Genomic DNA, 25261 nt, shown 5'->3' with positions numbered 1-25261 from the left:
TCGCTTCGCTCGTCTTCCGAGTGGACGACTTGTCAGACGCTTACGCGTCCTCCTCGTCGTCCACTTCAGAAACCTCGTTCCACTCGGTTTCTGAAACTACGAAGGACTCGCTTCGCTCGTCCTTCGAGTCTCGGACGGGACGAGTCTACGACTCGTCCTCGTCCTCGACGTTCACGAGAGCGTTGCTCTCGTGAGCAGACGAGAACGACGACTACTCGTCGTCGTTCTCGTCTACGTCCTCGAAGTCGGCGTCGACGTAGTCCTCGTCGTCGCCGTCGGCGGCCGCGCCCGCGCCGGGGCCCTGACCGCCCATGCCGCCCATGCCGCCCGGACCGGCGCCCGCGGCACCTTCGGGACCGCCCGCGCCGCCGGGGCCGGCCTGGGCCTGCTGCTGGTACATCTGCTTGCCGATCTCCTGGAGCGCCTCCGAGAGCGACTCGGTGGCGTCCTCGATCTCCTCGGTCTCGGCGTCCTCGTCGGCGAGCACGTCCTCCAGCGCCTCGATCTCCTCGCGGATGTCGGACTCGAGGTCGTCGTCGATCTCCTCCTCGTTCTCCTCGAGGAGCGTCTCGGCGCGCTGAACCGCGCTCTCGGCCTCGTTGCGGGCCTCGATGCGGCGGCGACGCTCCTCGTCCTCCTCGGCGTGCTGTTCGGCCTCCTCCTGCATCTGCTCGATCTCCTCGTCGGAGAGGCCGACGCCGCCCTCGATGGTGATCGACTCGGCGTTGCCCGAGCCCTGGTCCTCGGCCTCGACGTTCACGATGCCGTTCTCGTCGATGTTGAACGACACCTCGATCTGCGGGGTGCCCGCGGGGGCCGGCGGGATGCCGGTGAGCTGGAACTCGCCGAGCAGCTCGTTCTCCTCGGCGATCTCGCGCTCGCCCTGGAAGACGCGCACCTGCACCGAGGTCTGGTTGTCGGCGGCGGTGGTGAAGATCTTCGACTCCTCGGTCGGGATGGTCGTGTTCTTCTCGATGAGGCGCTCGAAGAGGCCGCCCTTCACCTCGATCCCGAGCGACAGCGGCGTCACGTCGAGCAGGACGAGGTCGTCCACGTCGCCCGAGAGCACGCCGCCTTGGATGGCTGCGCCCAGCGCGACCGCCTCGTCGGGGTTGACGTTCTTCTTCGGCTCGGTGCCGAGGATCTCCTCGACCTTGTCCTGCACCTGCGGCATCCGGGTGGAGCCGCCGACGAGGATCACCTCGTCGATGTCGGCGGCGTCGTAGCCGGCGTCCGCGAGCGCCTGCTCGGTCGGCTCGACGGTGCGCTCGATGAGGTCGGCGGTGATGCTCTCGAACGTCGCGCGGGTGATCTCCGTCTCCAGGTGGACCGGGCCGGAGTCGGTCGCCGTGATGAACGGGAGGTTGACGCTGGCCTGCTTGCGCGAGGAGAGCTCGATCTTCGCCTCCTCGGCGGCGTCCTTCAGGCGCTGGAGCGCCTGCCGGTCCTCGCGCAGGTCGATGCCGTGCTCGTTCTCGAACTCGTCGGCGAGGTGGTCGATGATCGCCTCGTCCCAGTCGTCGCCGCCGAGGTCGTTGTCCCCGTTCGTGGCGACGACCTCGTAGACGCCGCCGCCCAGGTCGAGCACGGACACGTCGAAGGTGCCGCCCCCGAGGTCGTACACCATCACCGTCTGGTCGGACTCGTCGTCGAGGCCGTACGCCATCGACGCCGCGGTCGGCTCGTTGACGATGCGCTCGACGTCGAAGCCGGCGATCTCGCCGGCGTCCTTCGTCGCCTGGCGCTGCTTGTCGTTGAAGTACGCCGGGACCGTGATGACCGCCTTCTCCACGTCGTCGCCGAGGTACTCCTCGGCGTCGCGCTTGATCTTCTGGAGGATCATCGCCGAGATCTCTTGGGGCGTGTAGTCCTCCCCGTCGATCTCGACGGAGTAGTCCTCATCGCCCATGTGCCGCTTGATCGACTGGATCGTGCGGTCGGGGTTCTGGACGGCCTGGTTCTTCGCGGGCTTGCCGACGAGCCGCTCGCCGTCGTCGGTGAACGCGACGACGGACGGCGTCGTTCGGTCGCCCTCGCCGTTCACGATGATCTCTGGGTCGTCCCCCTCCATCACCGCGAACGCCGAGTTCGTGGTCCCGAGGTCGATCCCGAGGATCTTGTTGGTCGCCATCTTGGCCCCGAATAGCGCCGCGAGTCCGTTAAACGTTACTAGACAGAGCGTACCGCGGTCTCCCTCTACACCGCCGCAGTATTGCGATTACCCCGCCGACGGATTCGACCGAGTGGCAACGCTTATCACGAACCGCGAATCCAGACCGGATCCCCCCGGTCGCTCGACCCGGTTACTCCAGTGCCCCCGGCCCGTCGCGCAGCACAGCGACCGCGTCCGCGACGATCGATTCCCGTCCCGCCGACGCGAAGCACTCGTGGCCGCCGTCGTACAGCCGGATCCTGTCGGCCGGCAGTCGCTCGCCGATGGCGTCGACCCCGACGAGGCCGTCGGTCAGCGTACAGAACGCGACCTCCTCGTCGCCCGCGGCCGGCAGCGACGACTGCGCGCGGCGGACCTCCCGCACGAACGACGGCGACAGCCCGTTGGACCCGCGTTCGCTCGGCTCCGCGAGCCCGCCGAGCGTCTCGCGGTCCGGCTCCACCGATGTGAGTTCCCTGTCCGTCGGGAGGACTCCGAGCACGCGGAACGGGATCCGTTGACTCGGATGCAGCCCCCACCACGGGCTGAGGTGGACGGCGCGCTCGGGCAGCACGCCGGCGTCGATGGCGTGGGCGGCGATCAGTCCGCCGGTACTGTGTGAGAGCACGCGGTCCGCGCCCGGTCCGTCGTCGACGGCGGCGGCGAGCGGGTCGAGGTACTCGCGCTCGAAGCGACTGACGTTCGTCGGGATCTCGACGGCGCGGGTGCGGAACCCGGCCTCGGCGAGGGTGTCGAGCAGCCAGCCGACCGCGGGCTGTGCGGGCGTGTTTCCCCACCCCATCACGAACCACAGGGGGTCGCCGTCGGCGGGACCGTGGACGGTGACGTTCACACGACCGCATCTCGCGGCGGCGACAAAACGGTACGCCTACTCGCCGTCGCTAACCGTCACCTGGGCCGCTTCGATCACCTTGTCGGCCATCTCGTACCCCTGCTTGTACACGTCGGCGATGGTACCCTCCGGCTGCTCGGAGTCGACCCGCATCATCACCTCGTGGCGCTCGGGGTCCACCTCCTGTCCCGACTCGGGGTCGATCACCTCGACGTTCTCCTCGGCGAGGATCCGGTCGAACGTCTCCAGCGTGGACTCGACGCCGGGGCGGATGTCAACGTCCTCCTCTTGGTCGAGCGCGCGCACGAGGTTGTCCCGAACCTCGGTGAGGCGGCTCACGAGCGACTCGGTCGCGCGCGCCTTCTCCTGCTCCTGGCGCTTCTTCGCCCGCTTCTTGTAGTTCTGGAAGTCCGCCTTCGTCCGACGCAGGCTCGACTCCAGTTCCTCCACGCGCTCTGTGGACTCGACGGCCTCGCGTTCGAGGGCGGCGACCTCCGCCGCCAGCGCGTCGTCGTACCGGGCGACCTCGTCGGCCAGCGCGGTCTCGGTCACGTCGTCGCCGTCGCGCTCGGTCGACTCCTGGCGCGCGTCGGCGGCCGCCGTGTCGCCTGCGGCGTCTGTCGCGTCCTCCGGGTCGTCGTGTCCGGCGTCGGCCTCCTCGCTCATACCCCATCGAAGCGGTCGCGCGGAAATACGGATTGCGGATCCGGGCGTGGCCGTCCCCGACGACGGACCGTCCTCCGCGTCGCCCTGCTCGTCGTCGGTGCCGTCCTACTCGTCGCCGCCATCGCCGCCGGCGTCCGCGGCGGATTCGGCCGCGTCTCGGAGGTCGTCGATCCGGCTCGACAGTATCGACAGCGCCGCGTCGGCGTCCATGTACCCCTGGTCGTACTCCTCGTACACGTCGTCGGCGCCCGCCAGGAACGCCGCGACGGCTTCGTGCATCCCCGCTCCGATGCTGTCTCCCTCGCCGTCACCCGCGCCGTCGCCGCCGTTCTCGTCGCTCATACGCGTCGCTTCGGCGGTCCGCCTTGTGTGGCTTGCGGGCGAGGCGGGGCGACGGTCAACGCGGTCCTCGCGAACCGGACGGGCTGACGGTCCGTCGCGTCGGTCACTCGTCCGCGTCGGCGACGCACACTATCCCGGTGCCGTCGAGCGAGAACCGGTACCCGGCGTAGGTGAACCGCGCCTCCGCTCCGGTCTCCGGGACGCAGATCCTGTCGAGCGCCGAGGGGTCGACCGAGTAGTGGAGGGCCGGAAGCGTCTCCGGGGGAGCCTCGCGAAGCGCGGAGACGATCAACGGGACGAGCAGGCTGGGGGGCGTCGCGTCCGGGTCGAACGTGCCCCGATAGGTGGCCGTCTCCGGGTCGTACCGAAGGACGGTGTCGCCGTCGCCGACCGTCAGGCCGGACTGGCCCGGTCGATCCGCGTCGCGATCCTCGTCTGTCATCCGGAGGCGCGTGTCGAGTCGCCGGGGGCGGCGAGTTCCCCGGCCACGCGCTCGATCCGCTTGAGCGACTCGAGCGTCCCGGGTTCGAACCCCTCGAACCGGACCGTCCCTGCGTCGGGATCGTAATCGATCACGCCGCGATCGGCCAGTTTCGGAAGGTGGACGTGCCTCAGCGTGACCGACACCTGATCGACGACAGCGGGGTCGACGGAGCCCTCGCGGTCGGTGGCCTCCGTGCCCCCTCGCTCCCCCTCGACGGCCTCCACCGACGCGACGGCGGCGGCGAGCCGTCCGACCGTGATATCGCCGGTTCCAGTCCGGTTCCGGAGATACCGGAGGACCGTCCGCCTCCGTCGGTCTTCGATCAACGCGAACACGTCGTCGGTCGTCTCTCCGCGTGCTGTCGTCACGCTTCGACCGAGAACGTCCGATAAAAAAGTGGTTCTGACGGACCCGTCGAAAGGGTCAGTGACTCCCCTTCAGGGCGGTACGGACCGCGTCCGTCAGCGTCGTGACGACCCGTTCCCCGTCCCGGTCGCGGGTGACGAGTTCGTCCTCCGCCAGCCGGCACAGGTGGTGACAGACCGTGCTCGGCGCGCGGTCGAGCCGTTCCGCAAGCTCGCTCACGGTGGTCGGCTCGTTGCGCCACACGGAGTACAGCACGGTCCGACTCGCACCGTCGGCGAGCGCGGCCTCCAGCGTCCGGCTCCGTTCCCCGGACAGCGCGGGGAACAGTCGCTTCTTCCCGCGGATCTTCTCCGTCTCGACCAGTCCCTCGCGTTCGAGGACTCGGCCGTGGTACCGGACGGTCGACACCGGCTCGCCGACGGCGTCGGCGATCCCGGCGAGGTGGATGCCGGGCGAGTCGGCGACCGTGTCGTGCATCCGGCGGCGCGTCTCGTGGTCGAGCGCGTCCGAGCCGTCGCCCCCGAACCGGCTGTACCCCGCGACGGGGATCAGCACGTGCGGCGAGTCGGCTACCGCCGCCGTGGTTCGCGTCGCGATCGTCCGCACGTCCGTCGTGACCGCGTCGCCGGAGGAGTCGACGGAACCGTCGATCGTCCGTCCGGCGTCGATCGTCCTCCCGGCGTCGTTCGAGCCGCCGGCGGCGGGGGCGGGCGCGGCTCCCGACAGGTAGGTCGCGGGGAGCGCGCTCGCCGGCCCCGCGATCGCGACGCCGACGGCGACGAGCACGAGCACGAACGTCGCGCGTGGCCGCGGTGTTCGGGTCATGGTTCGATACCGGGCGGAGCGCCCCGTCCGCTCGGGGCGCTGCCCGAACGGGGATATCGAACGGTCGAAGATAAACGGACCTGCCGAACGGCTTCCGAACGGGTACAGGGTGGTTACCGTTCGCACGGTCGACCCCCGACGGCGGACTTATGCGCCCCGGAGACCCATCCCCGGCCGTGTCGTCGGTCACGCTCACCTACGAGGACGGGACTGTCCGGGTCGCCGGCGCGGCCGCCGCCGGCGTCGACCCCGACGGCCTCCCGGGCGTCGAGACGGACGCGCGTTCGGACGCCCGCCGCGCGCCCGCCCACCGCTACCGCGAGATCCGCGACGCCCTCCGCGACCGCGGCCGCGACGTGGACGACCGCGTGCTCGATCTCCCGCCGCTCCCGCCGCTCGACTCCGGCTACACCCTCCGCGAATACCAGCGCGACGCGCTCGAGGCCTGGGAGGCGAACGACCGCCGGGGGGTGCTCGAACTCCCGACCGGGAGCGGGAAGACGGTGATCGCGCTGGCGGCGATCGCGGCCGCGGGGACGCCGGCGCTCGTCGTCGTCCCGACCGTCGACCTGCTGGAGCAGTGGCACCGCGAACTCTCCGCGACGTTCGACGTGCCCGTCGGCCGCCTCGGCGGCGGCGAGCAGACCGTCGAGGCGCTCACTGTCGCCACGTACGACTCGGCGTACCTCCGCGCCGACGAACTGGGCGACCGCTTCGGCCTGCTCGTCCTCGACGAGGTCCACCACCTCGGCGGCGAGGGGTACCGGGACATCGCGCGGCTGTTCGCCGCGCCCGCGCGTCTGGGCCTGACGGCGACGTTCGAGCGCCCCGACGGCGCCCACGAGGCGGTCGCCGAGTTGGTCGGCCCGGTCGTGTACGATCTCGACCCCGACGACCTCGCCGGCGACCACCTCGCCGACTACGAGGTCCGCCGGATCGAGGTGGAGCTGTCGGGGGCGGAGCGCGAGCGCTACGAGGAGGCGCAGGGGACCTTCGTCGACTACGTCCGCGACGCGGGTATCCGGTTCACCTCCGGCTCGGACTACCAGGAGCTCGTGAAGCGTTCGGGGAACGATCCGCGCGCCCGCGAAGCGCTGCTCGCCAAGCAGCGCGCCCGCGAGGTGATGATGAACGCCGACGCGAAGCTCGACCGGCTCGGCCGCATCCTCGACCGCCACCGCGGCGAGCGCGTCATCGTCTTCACCGCCCACACCGCGCTCGTCTACCGCATCTCCGAGCGGTTCCTGATCCCCGCGATCACCGCCGAGACCGGGACCGAGGAGCGCCGGGAGACGCTCTCGCGGTTCCGCGAGGGCACCTACTCGCGGGTCGTCGCGGCGAACGTGCTCGACGAGGGCGTCGACGTGCCCGAGGCCAGCGTCGGCGTCATCCTCTCGGGCAGCGGTTCGGAGCGGGAGTTCACCCAGCGGCTCGGCCGGATCCTTCGCCCCGGGGCCGACGGCGCGAAGACGGCGACGCTGTACGAACTCGTGACGAACGAGACGGCCGAGGAACGGGTCGCGCAGCGGCGTCGGTAGCGACACACACGGCTGCGTCGGTGGCGACACGCGCGAACACTGGACTCAGACGATCTCGACGCGCATCGACCCGCTCCCGCTGAACGATTCGAACGACAGCGAGGTTTCGAGCGTCGCCTCGGTTCGCTCGCCGGGAGCGAGGGTCACGTCCCGAGAGACGGTTTCCTCCCGCTCCTCGCCGTCCACGGTGGCGGTCACGGTCGCGACAATGGTGCCGGTTCGCTCCTCGCCGCCGCGGTTCTCGACGGTGACACGGACGAGGAGGTCGCCGTCGTCGCCCTCCACGTCGGTGAAGTCGGTGATGACGAGTCCCTCGCCGGGCCCCGCCGTCGCCTCCGGCGAGCGGGGCGGCGTCAGCGGGCCGGACGGGTCCCCAGCGGCCGTGCAGCCGGCGAGCGCGGCGACGCCGCTGGCGGCGGCGAGGCGTGCGCCCGTCGCGAGCAGGCGCCGGCGGTTCACGTCGACCCGGTTTCGCGGATCCGGCATGAACCTTGTCCATCGCGGCGTCCCGGAGTGCGGACGGGGGAACGACACCGCCGCCGCTTTATCGGCCGGGCCGGTACACTCGGCGACGACCGTGATCACGAAGGACCTCCTGCGGGTCAGCCGCCGCGGCGGCTATCGGCCGCAGTTCGTCGCCGGCGACTCCGACGCCCGTCGCCTCGCCGCGCGCGTGTTCGGCGTCTACCAGGGACACGTCGGCGAGCGCCGGAGCGACCTCGACGAGTCGCTGGAGGCGCTCGAACGGGAGGCCGACGACTACAAGCTCGTGCGCGGGTTCGCCGCCCTCCTCGACCGCGAGGCGGTCTTCGAGACGCGCGCCCCGCTCCCGCCCCGGCGCGCGCGCCGGGTCGCCTTCGAGGCCGCGGAGGCGGTCGGGGTCGCCGACGCCGACGACCGGGCGACGGCGCTGGATCGCGCTGGCGACCGTCTCGGCGTCGACCCCGACGAGATCGAGGCGTCGCTGTACGCCGACCGCGACGCGAACCGGGTGCTCGCCGACTTCGACCCGCGCTGGGGTCCCGAGGAGCTGCTCGTCCAGTACGACCTCTCGCTCGCCCAGACGGCGCTGTTCGACGCGACTGAGGTTCGCGTCCGGTCGAGCGACCCGAAGGCGCTCGTCTCGGCAGCCAAGCGCCTGGGCCTCCTGTACGAGATCCGCGTCCGCGACGGCGACGGGCCGACCGACCGCGAAGTGGTGATCACCGGCCCCGACGCCCTCTTTCGCCGGACGCGACGCTACGGCACCGCCTTCGCCCGGCTCCTGCGCACTGTTGCCGCGACCGCCGACGAGTGGACGCTTTCGGCCGACATCGACGACCGCGGGCGCGAGTACCTGCTGGAACTCGACGACGAGGACGTGTCCGTCCCGGGCGTCGAGCCGCTCGCGGAGCCGGCGTTCGACTCCGGGGTCGAGGCGGACTTCGCCGCCCGGTTCCGGGCGCTGGACCTCGACTGGGACCTCACCAGGGAGCCCGAGCCGCTCCGCGTCGGCGCGAGCGTGATGATCCCCGACTTCGCGTTCGAGTACCGCCACGCCGACTTCCGCGTGTTCTTCGAGGTGATGGGCTTCTGGACGCCCGAGTACGTCGAGAAGAAGCTCGCCCAGCTGGCCGACGTGGAGGACGTGGAGCTCGTCGTCGCCGTCGACGAGAGCCTCGGCGTGGGCGAGGAGATCGCCGCCCGCGACCACCGCGTCGTCACCTACTCGGGGACCGTCCGCGTGAAGGACGTGGTCGACGTGCTCCGGGAGTACGAGGCCGACCTCGCCGACGAGGTGACCGCCGGCCTCCCCGACGAGCTGGCCCCCGAGGGCGACGTGGTCGCCGTCGCGGACGTGGCCGCCGAGCACGGTGTTCCGGTCGACGCGCTGGAGGACGTTGCGTTCCCGGAGCACCGCCGGCTCGGCGGCACGCTCGTGCGACCCGCGGTGCTGGACCGCGTGGGCGAGGAGATCGAGGCCGGGATGTCCCTGTCGGAGGCGGAGATCGTCCTCGACGACGCCGGGCTCACCGACGCGAGCGCGTCGCTGTCTGCGCTCGGCTACCGCGTCGAGTGGGAGGGGCTGGGCGGGGGGACGGTGCGCGAGAAGGGAGACGACTGAGCGAAGAGACGGTCCTCGAGAAGGAGGACGACCCGGAGTGACCGCCGTCTAGAGCTCCGGCAACTCCTCCTGATACCCCTTCGGCACGACCGATCGGAGCTCGTCGTACAGGTACAGTCCCACGCCGATGGGTACCTGCCCGCCCGCGAGCTCGTGGGTCGCGATCAGGTACCCCCAGTCGCCGTCCCACTCGGGGAGGTCCTGGTCGTGGCCCGCGGCGAACGCCGTCGCCTGCCCCGGCGACAGTTCGATGACGTTCCTCGTCGCGAGGTGGCCCCACTTCCTGACGGCCGTCGTCGTCGGCTTCCAGTGCTCCTGGCGCGTGCGAAGCACCGTCATTCCGACGCCCTCGCACTCCTGCGGGCTGGGGAGGTCGTCCGCGAAGACCCAGATCTTCCCCTTCCCCTTCTCCCAGAAAGTGTGACCCGCGAACGTCTCCGGCTCGATCCCGAAGCGTTCCTCCCACCAGTCGAGTACCTCCGCGCGGGTCGCTCGTCCCTCCACCTCGCGCTCGTCGGCGGTCGCGGGGAGGCGATCGAACTGGCTCCCGTCGTTGCCGGGGGCGCCGTCGCCGTCGGACTCGTCCGTCATGCTCCCACCTCCGACCCAGTGTCGGCCTCCGCTCCCTCCCGCTCACCGCCCCCGCCGACACGCAACTTCGCGAGGAAGAACCCGCCCGTGTCGTTGTGGTGGGGGTACACGCGCGTTGCCCGCGTCACCTGCCGGTCGTACTCCTCGCCCTTCCACTCCGTGACCCCCGAAACCGACTCCAGCGGGCAGTCCCACTCGACTACTCGGCAGTCCTCGTCGCGGAGCACGTGATCCAGCACTGCCTCGTTCTCCTCGGGCGCGAACGTGCACGTCGAGTAGACGACCGTGCCGCCGGGCCGGGTCGCCTGCACCGCCCGTCGGAGGACCCCCTTCTGGATGCCCGCGACCTCGTGGACGTGATCGAGCGTCCAGGTGTCGAACGCGTCCGGGTTCTTGCGGATCGTCCCCTCACACGAACAGGGTGCGTCGACGAGCGTCGCGTCGAACTCGTCGAAGCCGAAGCCGTTGAGCGAGTAGTTGCGGGCGTCCTGCTGATCGACGACGAGGTTCGTCACGCCCAGCCGCTCTGCGTTGTGCCGCAGCGCCGAGAGGCGCCCGAGGCTGGTGTCGTTGCCGACGAGTATCCCGGCGTCGTCCATCAGCGCCGCGAGGTGGGTGGTCTTGCTCCCCGGCGCGGCGCAGGTGTCCCACACACGCGTCCCGGGATCGGGGTCGAGCGCGATGGCGGGGAGACACGACACCTCCTCCTGCCCGTGGACCCAGCCGTGGGCGTACGGCCACGTCGTCCCCGGCGAGCGGTCGGCCATCCGGAACAGGCCGTCGTGCCAGTCGACGCGCTCGTAGTCGGTTCCCTCCTCGTCGAACGCGCGGGCGACGCGGTCGGCGTCGGTCGCGAGCGTGTTGACGCGCACGACCGACGGGAGCGGCCGGTCGCAGGCGGCCCGGAACGCCGCCTCGTCGTCGACGAGTGGGGCGTATCTGTCGAGCACGCCGCCGTCATCGTTCATACGCACGGGTTCGCGTCGCCGCGGTTGTCCCTTTCGGACGCCGGCGCGACCTAGGTTTATGACCGAGAGCGGTCGAGTACGCGTATGGGACACATCGACGTGGTCTCCGAGCGCGAGTTCGACGACCCGGTGCTCGTGGAGGGGTTCCCCGGCGTCGGGCTGGTCGGAAAGATCGTCGCCGACCACCTCGTCGAGACGCTCGACACGGAGCTGTACGCGACCGTCCACTGCGACGGCCTGCCCGCGGCGGCCGCCTACGCCGCCGGCGACCGCGCGGTCACGACGCCCGTGCGCCTGTACGCCGATCCGGACTCCGACCTGTTGATCCTCCAGTCGGACGTGCCCGTCTCCCCGGACGCCGCCGAGGAGTTCGCCGGCTGCATCGAGGGGTGGTTTCGCGAGGAATCCGTGACGCCGCTGTACATCGCGGGGCTTCGCGCCGACAGGGACGGAGAGGCCGGCGGATCGCCGACGCTGCGCGGGATCGCCGTCGGCGGCGCTGACGGCGTCCTCGACGGGCTCGACGTGCCCGTCCCCGAGGCCGCCGGGCTCGTCTCCGGACCGACCGGCGCGCTGCTGGCGCACGCGATGGAGACCGACCTCCCGGCGGTCGGGCTGGTCGTCGACGCCGACCCACAGTTCCCGGACCCCCGCGCCGCGCGGGTCGTGCTCGAGTCGGTCGTCGAGCCCCTCACAGGGGTTGACGCCGACGGGGAGAGCCTGGAGACGCACGCCGAGCGGATCCGCCGCGCCAAAGAGCAGTTGGCGGCGCAGATGGAGGGGGGCGAGGAGAACGTCTCGCAGGCCCAGCAGCTCCGGATGTACCAGTAGTCGCCCCGCCGGGATCGTCCGAGGGAAACGCCTAACACCGCCGGCGCCGCCGGTTCCCTCATGACGACGTTCTCCGACCGCGTGGAGCGCATCTCCATCAGCGGCATCCGCGAGGTGTTCGAGGCCGCCGGCGCCGACGCGATCAACCTCGGGCTCGGCCAGCCGGACTTCCCGACCCCCGAGCACGCCAAGCGCGCGGCGATCGACGCCATCGAGGCCGGCGACACCGACGGCTACACCGGCAACAAGGGGACCCTCGAACTCCGGGAGGCGATCGCCGACAAGCACGCCCGTGACCAGGGGGTCGAGGTCGACCCCGGCGACGTGATCGCGACCGCCGGCGGCAGCGAGGCGCTGCACCTCGCGATGGAGGCGCACGTGGATCATGGACAGGAGGTCCTGATCCCCGACCCGGGGTTCGTCGCCTACGACGCCCTGACGAAGCTCGCGGGCGGCGAACCCGTCCCCGTCCCGTTGCGCGAGGACCTGACGATCGATCCGGCGGCGATCGAGGGCGCGATCACCGACGACACGGCCGCGTTCGTCGTCAACTCCCCCGGCAACCCGACCGGGACCGTCTCCTCCGAGGAGGACGTGCGGGAGTTCGCGCGCATCGCCCGCGAGCACGACGTGTTGTGCATCTCCGACGAGGTGTACGAGCACTTCGTCTTCGACGGCGACCATCACTCGCCGATCGAATACGAGCGCGACAACGTCGTCGTCGTCAACGCCGCCTCGAAGGCGTACTCGATGACCGGCTGGCGCCTCGGCTGGGTCACGGGCGCCAGCGACCGGATCGAGCGCATGCTCCGGGTCCACCAGTACGTACAGGCGTGTGCGTCCGCCCCCGCACAGTACGCCGCCGAGGCCGCCCTCTCGGGACCGCAGAGCGTCGTCGACGAGATGCACGCGGCCTACGAGCGCCGCCGCGACCTGGTCGTCGAGGGTCTCGCCGACGCCGGGCTCGACTGCCCGACGCCGCAGGGCGCCTTCTACGCGATGCCGCGCGTGCCCGAGGGCTTCGTCGACGAGTGCATCGAGCGCGGCGTCGTCGTCGTCCCCGGCGAGGCGTTCGGCGAGCACGGCGCCGGCCACGCGCGCATCTCCTACGCCACCGGCGAGGACGACCTGGAGGCGGCGCTTGCGATCATGGCCGAGGCCGCCGAGGCGGTACGGTGACGATGTCAGGGGCCGGGTTCGACCCGGACCTCGACGCCGAGCACGGCGAGCGCCCCGGGTCACCGGAGGCGCTGCGCGAGTCGATCCCCGCCTGCGACCGCGTCGCCTACTTCAACACGGGCGCGACAGGCCCCTCGCCGGGGCGGGTGCTCGATGCCGCGGCCGCCTGGGAGCGGTACCACAAGGTCGACGTGCTCGCCGACGCCGATCCCTACGAGGTCGCGTTCGACGAGTACGAGCGCCTGCGGGAGCGACTCGCCGCGTTCCTCGATGCGCCCGCCGACGCGATCGGCCTCACCGAGAGCACCGCCGACGGCGTCAGCGCCGTCGCCGCCGCCCTCGACTGGGAGCCCGGCGACGTGGTCGTCCGAACCGACCTGGAGCACCCCGCCGGGACGCTCCCGTTCGAGCGGCTCGAACGCCGCCGCGGCGTCGAGGTTCGCGTCGTCGACACCGAGGACGGTCGGATCGACACGGACGCGTTCGCCGACGCCGTCGCCGACGCGGACCTCGCCTGCTTCTCGTCGCTGTCGTGGAACTACGGCACCCGGCTCCCGGTCCGGGAGCTGTGTGAGATCGCCGCCGACGCGGGCGCGTTCTCCCTCGTCGACGCGGTGCAGTCGCCGGGCCAGCGCCCGCTGTCGGTGCCCGAGTGGGGCGCCGACGCGGTCGCCTGCTCGGGCCACAAGTGGTGTCTCGGGCCGTGGGGCGCCGGGCTGTTGTACGTCGACCCGGCCGCCGCGGGCGACCTGCACCCGGCGCAGGTCAGCTACCGGAGCGTCGACGACGCCGGCGCCGACGCGTACGACCTGAACCCGGGCGGCGCGCGCTTCGAGCGCGGCACCGCGTCGCCTGGGCCGCACGTCGGGCTCCGCGAGGCCGTCGAGACGTTGGAGTCCGTCGGGCTCGACGCCGTCCGCGACCGCGTGCTCGATCTCGCGGGCCGGCTGACCGACCGGGTCGACGACCACCGCCTGCTGTCGCCCGAGGACCCGGAATCCGGGCTCGTCACCGTCGACGTGGCCGACCCCGAGGCGACCGTCGAACGCCTCCACGGGGAGGGGATCGTGATCCGCGATCTCCCCGACCCGGAGGCGGTGCGGGCGTCCGTCCACGCGTTCAACACCGAGGCGGAGGTCGACCGGCTCGCTGAGGCGCTGAACGCGGACCCGTAGCCGGACGACGCCGGCGGCCTCGACTACGATGTCGCCGGCGACTACGACGCCGTCGAGACGATCTTGATCACGTCGCCCTCCTCGAGCTCGGTGTCCTCGCCGATCCGGCGGTCCGCGCGGGCGTCGACCGCGTGGAGGTAGCCGTCGCCGATGTCGGTGTGGACAGTGTACGCGAGATCCTTGGGACCGCTGCCGCTCGGGAGCAAGAACGCGTCCGGGAGGACGTTCCCCTTCGCGTCGGTCCATTTGCTCTCGTTTTGCACCGGGAAGGCGGTGATCAGATCGAGCAGGCCGTACACCGCCTCGTTCAGCGCCCCCTGCACGCCGGTGCCGCCGAACTCGGCCATCACCTCGCGGATCCGTTCGAGCCCCTCCTCCTGCTGGTCGCTGAGGTCGCCGACGACCTCGAAGTCCTCGTCGCCGGGGTCGTACTCGATGACGCCGGCCTCCGCAGCACGGCGGAGCGCGAGTTCGCCGTCGGCGGTCGCGGGGACCACGGGCTTGTCGGTCTCGCGCAGGCGCTCGATGTTCTCGGGGGGCGCGATGTCGGCCTTGTTCGCCACCAGGACGATCGGCTTCGTGCGGGCGCGGACCGCCGCCGCCAGCGCCTCGCGGTCCTCGTCGGTCCACTGGATCGGGTCGTCGGGGTACTCCAGCCCCCGCAACACGATCGTCACGTCGCGCTCGGTCGCGCCGAAGCCGGTCAGCAGGTCGGTGAGCGCCTCCTCGAGATCGAAGTCGGGCGAGCGCGACTTGCGCTCGACGGACTCCCAGTTGCGGTCGAGGATACCCGCGAGCCAGGCGTCCATCTCGGCCTCGATGAAGTCGACCTCCTCGACGGGGTCGTACTCGCCGACCTCGACGGGTTCGCCCTCCGCGTTCGTCGCGCCGGCGGCGTCGACGACCTGGAGGATCACGTCGGCGTCGGTGAGCGCGTCGAGGAACTGGTTGCCCAGTCCCTTCCCCTCGTGGGCCCCCGGCACGAGCCCCGCCACGTCGAGCAGCTCGACGGGGACGTACCGCTTGCCGTCGTGGCAGTCCTCATCGCCGCAACGCTCCTCCCGGTCGAGACACGGGCAGTCGGTGCGGACGTGGGTGACGCCCCGGTTCGGGTCGATCGTGGTGAACGGGTAGTTGCCCACGTCCACCTCGGCCATCGTTGCGGCCGTGTAGAAGGTGGACTTGCCCGCGTTGGGCTTGCCCGCGAGCGCGATGGATATCATGGGGCAGCATCGACCGCGCCTCCGAAAGGCGCTTTCGGTCCGCACGACCCGGCGGTTCGCACGCGGACGGCCCCGGGAGTTACGGCGGCGGACGACGACCGTCGCTCCATGGTCGTTCCCCCGCCGGTCGCCGACGGGCTCCTCCTCGCCGTCGGCGTCGCGGCGCTGTGGGCCGGCGCCCGTCTGCTCGTCGGCTCGTCGGTCCGGCTCGCGCGCCGGGTCGGCCTCTCGGAGCTGGTGATCGGGCTCACGGTCGTCGCCGTGGGCACCTCCAGCCCGGAGATCGTCGTCACCGTCGGCGCCGCCGTCGACGGCGCCGGCGACCTCGCCGTCGGCAACGTGATCGGCTCGAACCTCTACAACCTCGCGGTCGTCCTCGGCGCCGTCGCGGTCGTCGGCCCGTTCGCGGTCGAGCCCCGGATCGTCCGGCGCGAGGGGGTCGCGCTGGTGGCCGCGACGCTGGCGGGGGCGCTCGCGGTGTCGGACCTCCGGATAACGCCCGCGGAGGGCGGCGCGCTCCTCGCGCTGCTGGTCGGCTACATCGCCGTCTCGCTGCGCGCGGGCATCGGCGACGGACGGGCCGACGCGGACGCGCGGACCGAAGACGAAGCACTGGCAGACGGCGACGCCCGGAGCGTCGCCGACGCGTCGGCCGGCGGCGACGCACCGACTGACGGCGGCATCGTCGGGCGACCCTCCGGAACCGACCCCGTCGACCTCTCCACGCCGGCGCGACGGGTCGCGGACGGGCCCGCCCGGGACCTGCTTCTGGTGGTCGTCGGCGTCGCCGTCGTCGTCGCCGGCGGGGATCTCCTCGTCGATTCGGCGGTCCGGCTGGCGCGGACGGCCGGCGTCTCCGAGTGGGTGATCGGCGGCACCGTCGTCGCCGCCGGCACGTCGACCCCGGAGTTCGCCGTGTCGCTCGTGGCGGTGCGCCAGGGAAGCCTCGGCGTCTCCGTCGGCAACGTCGTCGGGTCGAGCGTGTTCAACGTCCTCGGCGTGCTCGGGCTCGCGGCCCTGTTGACGCCGCTTTCGGTCGCCCCCGAGGCGCTGGTGAGCGTGGGGTGGCTGGTCGTGGTGACCGTCGCAGTCGTCGCCGCGCTGTGGTCCGGCCGGCGGCTCACTCGCCCGGAGGGGATCGTGCTCGCTCTCTCGGAAGCTCTCCGGTGGACCCTCAGCCTGCTCCGGATCGTCTGATGAGGGGAGCGCCGCCCCGAGCCGTCCGCTTAACTACCCCCGTAGGCTATCACCGACCATGACCACGCTCTCGTTCGACGAGACCGGCGTCGACGTCGTCCATCAGGGGACCGAGTTCCGCTTGGAGAAGGACCTGATCGAGGAGGCGACCCGCAAGTCGTACATGGACGTGACCGACCACGAGGTACTGAAGATCGTCGAGGAGAGCCCCTCGCTGTCCGGCGAGCCGCGCCGCATCGGCGACATCGTCTGAGACGGGACGCGAGCACTGCGACCGAACTCGTCGGTCGGTATCGCCGAGGAGAGTTTACCGCCCGCCCAACGTCGTTCCGATCGGGTCGTCGCCGTCGGGGACCGTCTCGCGGTGGAGCCGGCCGGCCACCTCGTCGGCGAGCGTCCGGAGGTTCACCGTGTCGTCGCGGTTGTACGAGACCAGCCGCTCCAGCGCCCGTTCGTCGCCGCGCTCGTACTCGTGCCACAGCCGAACCGCGTCGCGGCCGGTGATGTCCGGGCCGTCGCGGTCGATCTCGAGCTCGTTCTCGATCGGCTTCAGGCCCCCCGTCAGCCCGAGCGTCCGGCACGGGTACATGAGATCGAGATGGGGCGTGTCTATCTCCATTCCGAAGGTGGTCTCGAGGAACGGCACGTCGAAGCGCGTCCCGTTGAACGTCACCAGGAGGTCGGCCTCGCGGAACTGCTCGCGCAGCGACTCCGCCGACAGGTCCCGCCCCTGCACGAGCGTCGTCGTCTCGCCGTCGCGGTGGAACGAGACGGTCGTGACGCGATCGCGCTCGTGAGAGAGGCCGGTCGTCTCGATGTCGAAGAAGCACGCGCCGTCGCGGAAGTCCTCGTACAGCCGCCAGCGCTCGCCCGAGGGGAACGCCCGGTCGAAGAACGGCGCGTCGCGGTCGTCGAGGCGCTCGCTCGCCTCGTCGATGAACGACTCGATGCGCGAGGCGGTCGTCGCACCCACGCCCGGCGCACGGTCCTGCCGGAACTCCCCCCACTCGCGGATGTCGTTCTCCCACATGCGGCGCTCGGTCGTCGCGCCGACCCCCTCGACCGGAATGAAGCTGTTTCTGATGCGCATGGTTGTGCGCGACCGCGGGCGGCGGGACGAGCCGTCGCCCCGATTCCGCGGCCGTCGTGTCGGTCGATGTGGGGGCGCACCGAGGCTAAAGGGTTCTGTTGCGCCCCGTCGGACTCCCGTTCCGCGCTGGCGACGCACGCGGCCGCGGGGACTGGCTCGCCGACACAATCGAAACGCCGGCTCTGCAGGCGCCCGTTCCCTGCGACGACATGCGGTACTATCCGGCCTCCCGCGCGTGAACTCGCCCGCCAACGACGACCCGTCGCTGATCGGGGAGCGAACCGCTCGGTGACCCTCGAGTCCGAGCGGTCGCGCTCGCGGTGTCCCCCCGGTGCCTACTTGCGCACGGCCGTGTACCCGACTGTGTGGCGAACCGTCCGGAACGCTTCGATCGGGCCGACCTGTTCCAACAGCTGACCGGCGCGTTGCTGATCGCGGGTGGGCTGTTGATCCCCGGCGACGTCTGGGAGATCGCCGCGGGGATGAGCCTCCGGCGAGCGGTCGCCGCGGTCGCGATCGCGCTTGCGCTCACCTACCTCGCCCTCTACACCGCCGTCGAGCGCCGCGACCCCTCGGCCGAGCGAACCGTGGCCGGGCTCCCCCTGCGGTTCCTCTCGACGGTCGCCATCGCGGTCGGCGTCTCCCTGCTGATCGTCCTTCTGTACGGGCTCCCGCTCGAGGGCGAGCGCTCGGCCGTCGAGACGACGAAGGCAGTGCTGGTCGCGACGTTCTTCACCGTCCTCGTGGCGGCCGTCGCGGACGTGGCCGCCGGCTGAACGCGACGTGCCCGGGGGGCCAGTTCGTGAAGCGGACACCTCCCTCTTCGCCGGATGTCGTCATCGGACAGTTCCGGCCGCAACACTCGCGAGCGCCCGCCTCAGGGTTCGTATCCCCGGCCGACCCACGACCGCGGGTCCGGGATCGGGGGATGAATTCTATATATCGAAATACAGTTTATCAGACTGTCTCGAACCGCGGTCTCCACGGTACACGAGTGTATAGTTCTAACAGGGTACCGCTCTCTCCTCCGAGACCAGCGGAGAGAAGCAGGACTCTTCGGCCGCGAGGACGGTCCGAGCGTGCCGTTCGGCTACTCGAACAGCGAGTAGATGTGGCGCTCGTACGTCTCTCGGACGTTGTCGCCCCAGTTGTGGGTGTAGGTGTCGATGATGTCGTCTGCCACGTCGCCGCGGAGGTACTTCACGACGCCGCGGTCGCCGATCCGGTCCCGGAGGTGTGTGGTGAAGAAGTGCCGGAAGTAGTGCGGCGTGACGTTCTCGGTGGCCCCGGCGCCGGTCTCGTACCACCCGGCGTCGGTCGCGTGCGATCGCACGACGCGGCCGACCTGCTCGGGCGTGAGGCGCTCGCCCCACCCGCTGCCGGTGCCGACGAACAGCGGCTCCGCCGGCGACACCGGGTCCGGACGGACCGCGAGCCACCGGACGAGGGCTTCCGCGAGCTCGTCGTCGACGGGGACGACCGTGCCGCGCTTGCGTTTGTTCGAGGCGGTCCGCTCCTCGCCGTTGTACACCTCGCCCACGGACGGCTCGCTGGCGACGAACAGGGAGTTCGGTCGCCCGTCGACCTGTGCGCGACCGCCGATATCGTAGCCGTCGAGCTCGTGTGAGAGGGACACGTCGCGCAGGTCCAGGTTGCACAGCTCGCCGACGCGCATCCCCGTCTTCAACAGCGTGACGACGAGCGCGCGCTCCAGCGGGTGTGTGATGTCGCCGACGAAGCGCCGCATCCCGGGGACGGAGATCTCCCGTCGGGTCGGGTCGGTGTCGATCCGCTCGTCGAGTTCCTCCATCACCAGCGCCATCGGGTTCGCGTCGAACGCGCCGACCTGCGTCATGTACGCGAAAAACCGGTGGAGGTACGCGGCGTACGTCGCCGTCGTCGAGTCCGTCAGGTCCGGATCGCGGCGCAGTTCGTGGACGAACGCCATGCAGTCGCGGTGTGAGGCCGCCTCCGGTTCGCTTGCGCCGCCGCCGGGGCCGCGCGTCGGGTCCGCGAGAAACCCCTCGAATCGCCTGAGAACGCGGCCGTACTCCGCACGCGTCCGCCGACTCTTCCCGTGGAGCTCCATGTCCTCGAGGAAGTAGCCGATCGGATCGTCGTCCGCGTCGCCGCCGTCGGTTCCGCCGGCGGCGCTCATCGCTCCACCGGGACGTACCCGCCGTCGCGGCCGCTGTAGCGAACCAGCCCGCGCGACTGGAGTTCGCCCATCGTCTCGTCGACGCGCTCCTCGATGTCGCCGGTGACCGCCTCGACGAGTTCGTCGAACGACATGACTCCGGCGTCCGAGAGGGCGCCGAGGAGGTCGTCTTCGAGGCCGTCACCCCTGGGGTGTGAGGGGGGAGAAGCTCCTTCCTCGTTCCCGGCCGATGTTGCCTGATCTTCGTGATCCGGAACCGATCGCGGGTCGGTTCCGGCCGGCGGACCGAACTCGTCGGCGATCCCGAGGTCGCGCCGGCCGGCCTGGACCATGGTCCGGAGGAACTCCGACTGGGACATGTCGAGGCGCTCGGCGTCGGCGACCCACGCCTCCTTCTGGTAGGCCGGCACCCGGGCGGTCACGGCGACCCGTTCGGTGTCGGCGTCCGCGTCGCTCATACCCACTTCATCGGGGCGATCACCATCAATCTGATGCAATCTACTGTCCTAATGCACTAATTCTATGTATTGCTTCAAATCTCCTATCCGGAATAAATCTGCTCTCTAGTCCCTGAAACGCCTGTTTAACTGCATCTACTTGATTTCGGGGAGCAGCACAATTTGATGCAGAATTCTGTCTGATTCTATTCCCGCCCCATCACGTTCGATGTCGGCGCTAGTGGGGTAGCGTAGTTGCGGTGCATGATGGGTCCGAACCGGGTGGCTCAGATCGCTAAATGACGACCGATGGTTCACACGCTCCTTGGTCGCGGCCGACCGAGCGGGCGGGCGAACGGGTCTCGGGGCGCTGGCCGATCGGAGTGCCGCGATATCCATCCGACCGAACGTCAGCGGTACTCCCTGATGAGGCTATTGGGCGGCCGCAGCAGGTACACAGCGATGGCCCGGAGCAGTCGCCTTCCAGGGCGGGTTCCCGGCCTTGCAGGTCAGATCGGACATGTATCTGTCTCTCGTTGAGGGGTACCGGGTCTCGGCCCGTTCCGGCTAGATGTTGCCTTCTGCCGAGGGTACCGTAGTACAGTACTCGGATGCACTCGGAATCTCGCGTGAATCACCTCGCCGTTCTGATTTCATCACGCTCCTTCTCGGGAAAGCGGTACCGTTGCCACCGGCGGCCTTCAGCGGGGTGTCGACGGCGACGGCGTCGCCCGTCTCCTCGCCATCGATCGTCGGATCCGGGTGTCAGGGCGACACAACACGAGCTCGTCGGTCTCCTCGCGGACGACCGTCGTGACCTCCCGCCGTGTCGCTTCGGGGCCGACGACGCCTCGCGACGCCTCGATCTCCCGCTCTCGGCGGGCTGGCCGACTGTTTCTGTCGGTTCTACTCCGTCAGAAGTCGGTTCGTCTCCGACTGATAAATCGTATATCGCGATATACAATGGCGGGGGTCCGGCGATCGAATTTCCGAGCCAACGGGTCGCGAAAAACCGGGGGTTCAGTCGTCGTCGCCGTACCGACGCGCCATGACGGGACCGGGCGACTCGTACTCCGCGTCGTGGCGGACGCACGCGCTGACGCGGCCGTCGTCGTCGACGACGTGCCGTTCGGGGCGCTGCTCGTCACAGACGGAGCCGAACGTCTCCGTGAGCAGCGTCGCCGCCGCCGCGTCGTCGCCCCGGCGGGCGGCGTCGACGGCGTCCTCGACGGCCGCGCGGGCGTCGCCCGACAGGAGCGGCTCGTCCGGGCCCACGTCCTCGGGGACGGCGCCGTCGTCGGGATGCCAGCCGAACAGGTCGGCGACCACCTCGTCGATGTCGTCGGCGGCCGCCGCGAGCCCGAGGCGCTGCTTCAGCAGTTCCGTCACTCCCGTCTCGCTGTTCGCGCGCTCGCGGAACACCGTGTGGAGCGCGTCGAGGCGCTCCCAGGCGGTCCCCGAGAGGTCGTCGAACTCCTCGGGACGGACCTTCGCCGGGCAGCGGGTGGCGAAGCGACACCCCTGCGGGGGGTCCCGCGGCGACGGGGGCGTCCCGCGCAGCGTCACGCGCCGGCGGTCGGTGCCCGTGTGGCTGCCGGGGATCGCCGACAGCAGCGACCGGGTGTACGGGTGCGCCGGGTCGGTGTACACCGCCTCGGTGTCGCCCAGCTCGACGATGTCGCCGAGGTACATCACGGCGACGCGGTCGGCGATGTGGCGGACGACCGAGAGGTCGTGCGCGATGAACAGGTACGTCAGTCCGAGGTCCTCCTGAAGGTCCTCCAGGAGGTTGATCACCCGCGCCTGGACGCTCACGTCGAGGGCGGACACCGGCTCGTCGAGCACGATGAACTCGGGTTCGAGCGCGAGCGACCGGGCGATCCCGACGCGCTGGCGCTGCCCGCCCGAGAACTGGTGGGGGTAGCGGTAATAGTGCTCCTCGTTGAGCCCGACGAGATCGAGCAGCTCGAACACGCGTCGTTTCCGCTCGTCGGGGGTCCCCCAGTCGTGGGCGTCCAGCGGTTCCCGGACGATCTCGCCGACCGTCATCCGGTCGTTCAGGCTCGCCTCGGGGTCCTGAAACACCATCTGTGCGTCCCGCTGCCACTCGCGGAGCTGCTTCCCCGAGAGGCGTGCCACGTTGCGCCCGTCCGAGACGACCTCGCCGTCGGTCGCGTCCTCGAGGCCGAGGATCGTCCGGCCGAGCGTCGTCTTCCCGCAGCCGGACTCGCCGACGAGCCCGAGCGTCTCGCCGCGGCGGATGTCGAAGGAGACGCCGTCGACGGCCTTGACCGGGTCGTCGCCGAGGAACCCGTCGTCGTCGTAGTACTTCTTCAGGTTCCGGACCTCGACGAGCGTCTCGCCCCCGGCGTCCGGGTCGGCTGTGTCGGGGCCGCCGGCGTCAGCGTCGGTAGGGTCGGCGCTTCCGGCTGCCGCCGCCGGTTCTGTCGCTCCCTCGGCGGCCGACGCGCTCGCCCGGTCCGCGTCCGAACTCGCCGACGAGTCGCCGCGGCTCATTCGCGATCACCCCCGTCGGCGACGGCGTCGTCGGCGCCGTCGACACCGCGTTCGGCTCCGGGGGCGCCCGCGTCCGGGTCGTGGTCGTACGCCTCCTCGTGGAGCAGACACGCGGCGGTGTGGTCGGGGCCGACCCGGACCGGCTCCGGGTGGACGCGTTCGCACGCGTCGAACGCCTCCGGACAGCGGTCGGCAAAGCGGCAGTCGGTCGGCTCCGTCGTCGGCGTGGGCACCTCCCCGCCGATCGTCGGCAGGCGGTCGCCGCTGACCGTCCGCCCGGGGATCGACGCCAGGAGCCCCCGCGTGTACGGGTGCTGCGGGGAGTCGAACAGCTCCTCGACCGGCGCGGACTCCACCATCTCGCCGGCGTACATGACGTTCACGCGGTCGGCGGTCTCCTCGATGACGCCCATGTCGTGGGTGATGAACACGATCGCGAGATCCTCCTCCTCTTGCAGTTCGTCGAGCAGTTCCAGTATCTGCGCCTGAATGGTCACGTCGAGGGCCGTCGTCGGCTCGTCACAGACGAGCAGGTCCGGGTCGCACGCCAGCGCGACGGCGATGACCGCCCGCTGTTTCATCCCGCCGGAGAACTGATGCGGGTACTCCGTGACCCGCCGGCGGGCGTCGGGGATCCCTACCGACTCCAGCAGCCGGACGGCCTCCTCGCGGGCGGCCGCGCCGGTGAGCCCCTGGTGGATCCGCAGCGTCTCGCGGATCTGGTTCCCGACGGTGTACACCGGGTTGAGCGAGTTGCTCGGGTCCTGGAACACGATCGAGACGTCGCCGCGGTGGGTGTCCCAGTTCCCGCCGGTCAGTTCGTTCCCCCGGAAGCGGATCGAGCCGGACTCGATGGTTCCGGGCGAGTCGATCAGCCCGAGGATCGAGCGGGCCGTCACGGACTTCCCCGACCCGGACTCGCCGACGATCCCGAGCGTCTCGCCCTCCTCGACGGCGAAGGAGACGTCGTCGACCGCGCGGATCGTCTCCTTGTCGGTGTGGAAGACGGTCGTCAGCCCCTCCACCTCGAGGAGCGCGTCGCCGCCGTCCGTTCTGAGGCCGTCGCCGGTCGGAGGCTCGTCGGCGCCGTCGACCGGGTTCGGTCGCATCAGGCACCACCCCCGCGGCCGCTGGCGCCGCCCTGATCCTCCGCGTCGGACTCCGGATCGATCGCGTCGCGAACGCCGTCACCGAGGGCGTTGAACCCGGTCACGACGAGTGTGATCAGGATGCCGGGGATGAGCGAGATGTGCCAGGAGGCGGTCGTCACGTAGTCCTGACCGGCGTTGACCGCCCGTCCCCACTCGGGCGTGGGCGGGTTGACGCCCAGCCCGAGGAACGAGAGGCCGGCGATGGCGATGATCGCCCCGCCAAGCGTCATCGAGCCGTACACGAGCACGTAGCCGGTGATGTACGGGAGCATGTGCTTTCGCATGATCGTCCCGGGGGTCTGTCCGAACGACTTCGCGGCGTCGACCCACTCGCGGTTCGACACCTGCAACGCCGGACCGCGGAACGAGCGCCACATCGCCGGCCAGCCCGTGCCCGCGAAGATCAACGCGAGCACGAACGCCCCCGAGTAGATCTTCCCGATCCACGTCCCCGAGAGGATCACCGACAGCATGATGAGCAGGAGCAACTGCGGCATCCCCATCACCGCGTCGGAGACCAGCACCGCGCCGAGGTCGATCTTCCCCTTGTAGTACGCCGTCATCAGCGCGAGGACGACCGCGATCGACACCGAGAGGCCCACGGACACCAGTCCGATGATCAGCGAGATCCGAGACCCGTGGGCGATGAAGGTAAACAAGTCCTTCCCGCTGGGGAGGGTCCCGAACGGGTGGATCCGTCCGTAGTCGTCGTACTGCATCGGGCCGACGTTCTCCTGGGGGGTTCCCTGCGACTGCGACCCCAGGTTCGCCTGGCCGACGGTCACGGTCTGGGTTTCGCCGTCGGCCCAGTAGGTGACCTCGTGTCCGTAGGGGTCTTCGAGGTTCGCCGCCGTCGTCGTCGGGGAGAGCGCCGGCGCGAACAGGACCATCACGAAGAACATCGCGACGACGACGACGCCGAACAGGCCCCACTTGTGGCCGCGGAACCGGTCGATCACGTCGTCGCGGGGCGTCCAGTCGGCGATCCGGTAGTGGGTGCGGTACCGCTCGTAGCCGATCCACACCCACGCCAGCGCCGCGAACGAGTACGCGTAGATGAGCGTGACCCGGAGGAGCCACGCGAGATCCGGCGACAGGCCGAGGAACGTGCCGACGTAGCCGCTGCCGTCGTAGTACCCTCGGTTCGGGATCGTCTCTCGCGATAGCAGCGTCGGGACGGCGTCGGCAACCCGTTCGAGCGCGCTCACGGCGGCGGGAACGGCGACGCCAGGGAGCGCCGACGCGGCGTCCACGATCAGCGCCACGAGGAACTGCACGACCGCGCCCCCCTGCAGCCCGAACAACACGGCGGCGACGCCGACCCACACCGCAGCCGGGCGGGGGTTCGCCATGACTCTGTCTCGAAGCGGTGCGGCCTCGCCTTCGGTGTACGTGTTGAATTGTGTAGCCATGG

The 25261-nt window shown here is 70.6% G+C and carries 25 protein-coding genes; 8 read left to right on the top strand and 17 right to left on the bottom strand.

The window, feature by feature from the left end:
- Positions 1-211 precede the first annotated feature (211 nt).
- The 7 genes from dnaK to K6T50_RS04555 form a co-directional block, all read right to left on the bottom strand.
- Positions 212-2131 carry a molecular chaperone DnaK gene (dnaK, locus tag K6T50_RS04585; RefSeq protein WP_222608221.1) on the bottom strand — a complete coding sequence of 640 codons (1920 nt, stop codon included), beginning with the start codon at positions 2129-2131 and terminating at the stop codon, positions 212-214.
- A 172-nt stretch (positions 2132-2303) separates the two neighbouring features.
- Complete coding sequence (locus K6T50_RS04580) at positions 2304-3005, bottom strand: lipase family protein (RefSeq protein WP_222608220.1); 702 nt, start codon at positions 3003-3005, stop codon at positions 2304-2306.
- Between the two features lie 36 nt (positions 3006-3041).
- Complete coding sequence (locus tag K6T50_RS04575) at positions 3042-3671, bottom strand: nucleotide exchange factor GrpE (RefSeq protein ID WP_222608219.1); 630 nt, start codon at positions 3669-3671, stop codon at positions 3042-3044.
- 105 nt (positions 3672-3776) lie between these two features.
- Entirely contained in the window at positions 3777-4013 is a 237-nt protein-coding gene (locus tag K6T50_RS04570; protein WP_222608955.1) for a hypothetical protein, read from the bottom strand.
- A gap of 103 nt (positions 4014-4116) precedes the next feature.
- A complete protein-coding gene (locus tag K6T50_RS04565) occupies positions 4117-4455 on the bottom strand; it encodes a HalOD1 output domain-containing protein (RefSeq protein WP_222608218.1) in 339 nt (112 codons plus the stop codon).
- Positions 4452-4865 (bottom strand): DUF7344 domain-containing protein, encoded by a 414-nt coding sequence (locus K6T50_RS04560; RefSeq protein WP_222608217.1) that lies wholly within the window; start codon positions 4863-4865, stop codon positions 4452-4454. Before K6T50_RS04560 ends, K6T50_RS04565 begins: the two co-directional genes overlap by 4 nt.
- A gap of 55 nt (positions 4866-4920) precedes the next feature.
- Complete coding sequence (locus tag K6T50_RS04555; protein WP_222608216.1) at positions 4921-5688, bottom strand: winged helix-turn-helix transcriptional regulator; 768 nt, start codon at positions 5686-5688, stop codon at positions 4921-4923.
- A 149-nt stretch (positions 5689-5837) separates the two neighbouring features.
- On the opposite strand from K6T50_RS04555, the gene K6T50_RS04550 reads away from it, so the two are divergent.
- Entirely contained in the window at positions 5838-7226 is a 1389-nt protein-coding gene (locus K6T50_RS04550; protein ID WP_222608215.1) for a DEAD/DEAH box helicase family protein, read from the top strand.
- Positions 7227-7271: 45 nt separating this feature from the next.
- Here K6T50_RS04550 and K6T50_RS04545 read toward each other — a convergent pair whose 3' ends face one another.
- Entirely contained in the window at positions 7272-7685 is a 414-nt protein-coding gene (locus K6T50_RS04545) for a hypothetical protein (protein WP_222608214.1), read from the bottom strand.
- A gap of 118 nt (positions 7686-7803) precedes the next feature.
- Between K6T50_RS04545 and K6T50_RS04540 the strand changes: the two genes are divergently transcribed.
- A complete protein-coding gene (locus K6T50_RS04540; protein ID WP_222608827.1) occupies positions 7804-9330 on the top strand; it encodes a DUF790 family protein in 1527 nt (508 codons plus the stop codon).
- 48 nt (positions 9331-9378) lie between these two features.
- Here K6T50_RS04540 and K6T50_RS04535 read toward each other — a convergent pair whose 3' ends face one another.
- A complete protein-coding gene (locus K6T50_RS04535) occupies positions 9379-9921 on the bottom strand; it encodes a DUF7122 family protein (RefSeq protein WP_222608213.1) in 543 nt (180 codons plus the stop codon).
- Positions 9918-10889, bottom strand: coding sequence for an RsmB/NOP family class I SAM-dependent RNA methyltransferase (locus K6T50_RS04530; RefSeq protein WP_222608212.1), 972 nt, complete (start codon positions 10887-10889; stop codon positions 9918-9920). Before K6T50_RS04530 ends, K6T50_RS04535 begins: the two co-directional genes overlap by 4 nt.
- 84 nt (positions 10890-10973) lie before the next feature.
- Here K6T50_RS04530 and K6T50_RS04525 point away from each other — a divergent pair, with 84 nt between their 5' ends.
- The 3 genes from K6T50_RS04525 to K6T50_RS04515 are packed head-to-tail and all read left to right on the top strand — an operon-like array spanning position 10974 to position 14074.
- Positions 10974-11720, top strand: a complete 747-nt coding sequence (locus tag K6T50_RS04525; protein ID WP_222608211.1) for a proteasome assembly chaperone family protein — start codon at positions 10974-10976, stop codon at positions 11718-11720.
- Positions 11721-11780: 60 nt separating this feature from the next.
- The gene (locus K6T50_RS04520; RefSeq protein ID WP_222608210.1) at positions 11781-12899 is read left to right on the top strand and encodes a pyridoxal phosphate-dependent aminotransferase; all 1119 of its coding nucleotides are present in this window, start codon (positions 11781-11783) and stop codon (positions 12897-12899) included.
- A 2-nt stretch (positions 12900-12901) separates the two neighbouring features.
- Positions 12902-14074, top strand: coding sequence for an aminotransferase class V-fold PLP-dependent enzyme (locus tag K6T50_RS04515; RefSeq protein WP_222608826.1), 1173 nt, complete (start codon positions 12902-12904; stop codon positions 14072-14074).
- A 41-nt stretch (positions 14075-14115) separates the two neighbouring features.
- Here K6T50_RS04515 and K6T50_RS04510 read toward each other — a convergent pair whose 3' ends face one another.
- Complete coding sequence (locus K6T50_RS04510; RefSeq protein WP_222608209.1) at positions 14116-15297, bottom strand: redox-regulated ATPase YchF; 1182 nt, start codon at positions 15295-15297, stop codon at positions 14116-14118.
- A gap of 108 nt (positions 15298-15405) precedes the next feature.
- Here K6T50_RS04510 and K6T50_RS04505 point away from each other — a divergent pair, with 108 nt between their 5' ends.
- Together K6T50_RS04505 and K6T50_RS04500 are read left to right on the top strand one after the other, a co-directional pair.
- On the top strand, positions 15406-16494 hold the full coding sequence (locus K6T50_RS04505) for a sodium:calcium antiporter (RefSeq protein WP_222608208.1): 1089 nt from the start codon (positions 15406-15408) through the stop codon (positions 16492-16494).
- Positions 16495-16552: 58 nt separating this feature from the next.
- Positions 16553-16747, top strand: a complete 195-nt coding sequence (locus K6T50_RS04500; protein ID WP_222608207.1) for a DUF5800 family protein — start codon at positions 16553-16555, stop codon at positions 16745-16747.
- 54 nt (positions 16748-16801) lie between these two features.
- Here K6T50_RS04500 and K6T50_RS04495 read toward each other — a convergent pair whose 3' ends face one another.
- A complete protein-coding gene (locus K6T50_RS04495; protein WP_222608206.1) occupies positions 16802-17584 on the bottom strand; it encodes a ribonuclease H-like domain-containing protein in 783 nt (260 codons plus the stop codon).
- A gap of 365 nt (positions 17585-17949) precedes the next feature.
- Here K6T50_RS04495 and K6T50_RS04490 point away from each other — a divergent pair, with 365 nt between their 5' ends.
- Positions 17950-18360, top strand: coding sequence for a hypothetical protein (locus K6T50_RS04490; protein WP_222608205.1), 411 nt, complete (start codon positions 17950-17952; stop codon positions 18358-18360).
- Positions 18361-18674: 314 nt separating this feature from the next.
- On the opposite strand, the gene K6T50_RS04485 is transcribed toward K6T50_RS04490, so the two are convergent.
- The 5 genes from K6T50_RS04485 to K6T50_RS04465 form a co-directional block, all read right to left on the bottom strand.
- The gene (locus tag K6T50_RS04485; protein WP_222608204.1) at positions 18675-19742 is read right to left on the bottom strand and encodes a tyrosine-type recombinase/integrase; all 1068 of its coding nucleotides are present in this window, start codon (positions 19740-19742) and stop codon (positions 18675-18677) included.
- A complete protein-coding gene (locus K6T50_RS04480) occupies positions 19739-20200 on the bottom strand; it encodes a DUF5805 domain-containing protein (protein WP_222608203.1) in 462 nt (153 codons plus the stop codon). The genes K6T50_RS04485 and K6T50_RS04480 overlap by 4 nt, the downstream gene beginning before the upstream one ends.
- 999 nt (positions 20201-21199) lie before the next feature.
- Positions 21200-22696 (bottom strand): ABC transporter ATP-binding protein, encoded by a 1497-nt coding sequence (locus K6T50_RS04475; RefSeq protein ID WP_222608202.1) that lies wholly within the window; start codon positions 22694-22696, stop codon positions 21200-21202.
- Positions 22693-23805: an ABC transporter ATP-binding protein gene (locus K6T50_RS04470; protein ID WP_222608201.1), complete on the bottom strand. Its 1113-nt coding sequence runs from the start codon at positions 23803-23805 to the stop codon at positions 22693-22695. The genes K6T50_RS04475 and K6T50_RS04470 overlap by 4 nt, the downstream gene beginning before the upstream one ends.
- Positions 23805-25259 carry an ABC transporter permease gene (locus K6T50_RS04465; RefSeq protein ID WP_222608200.1) on the bottom strand — a complete coding sequence of 485 codons (1455 nt, stop codon included), beginning with the start codon at positions 25257-25259 and terminating at the stop codon, positions 23805-23807. The genes K6T50_RS04470 and K6T50_RS04465 overlap by 1 nt, the downstream gene beginning before the upstream one ends.
- Between the last annotated feature and the right edge of the window lie 2 nt (positions 25260-25261).

This window comes from Halobaculum magnesiiphilum, from assembly GCF_019823105.1.
Classification (GTDB): domain Archaea; phylum Halobacteriota; class Halobacteria; order Halobacteriales; family Haloferacaceae; genus Halobaculum; species Halobaculum magnesiiphilum.
Note: the sequence above shows the minus strand (reverse complement) of the source record. Positions and strands in the feature narration are given on the sequence as shown.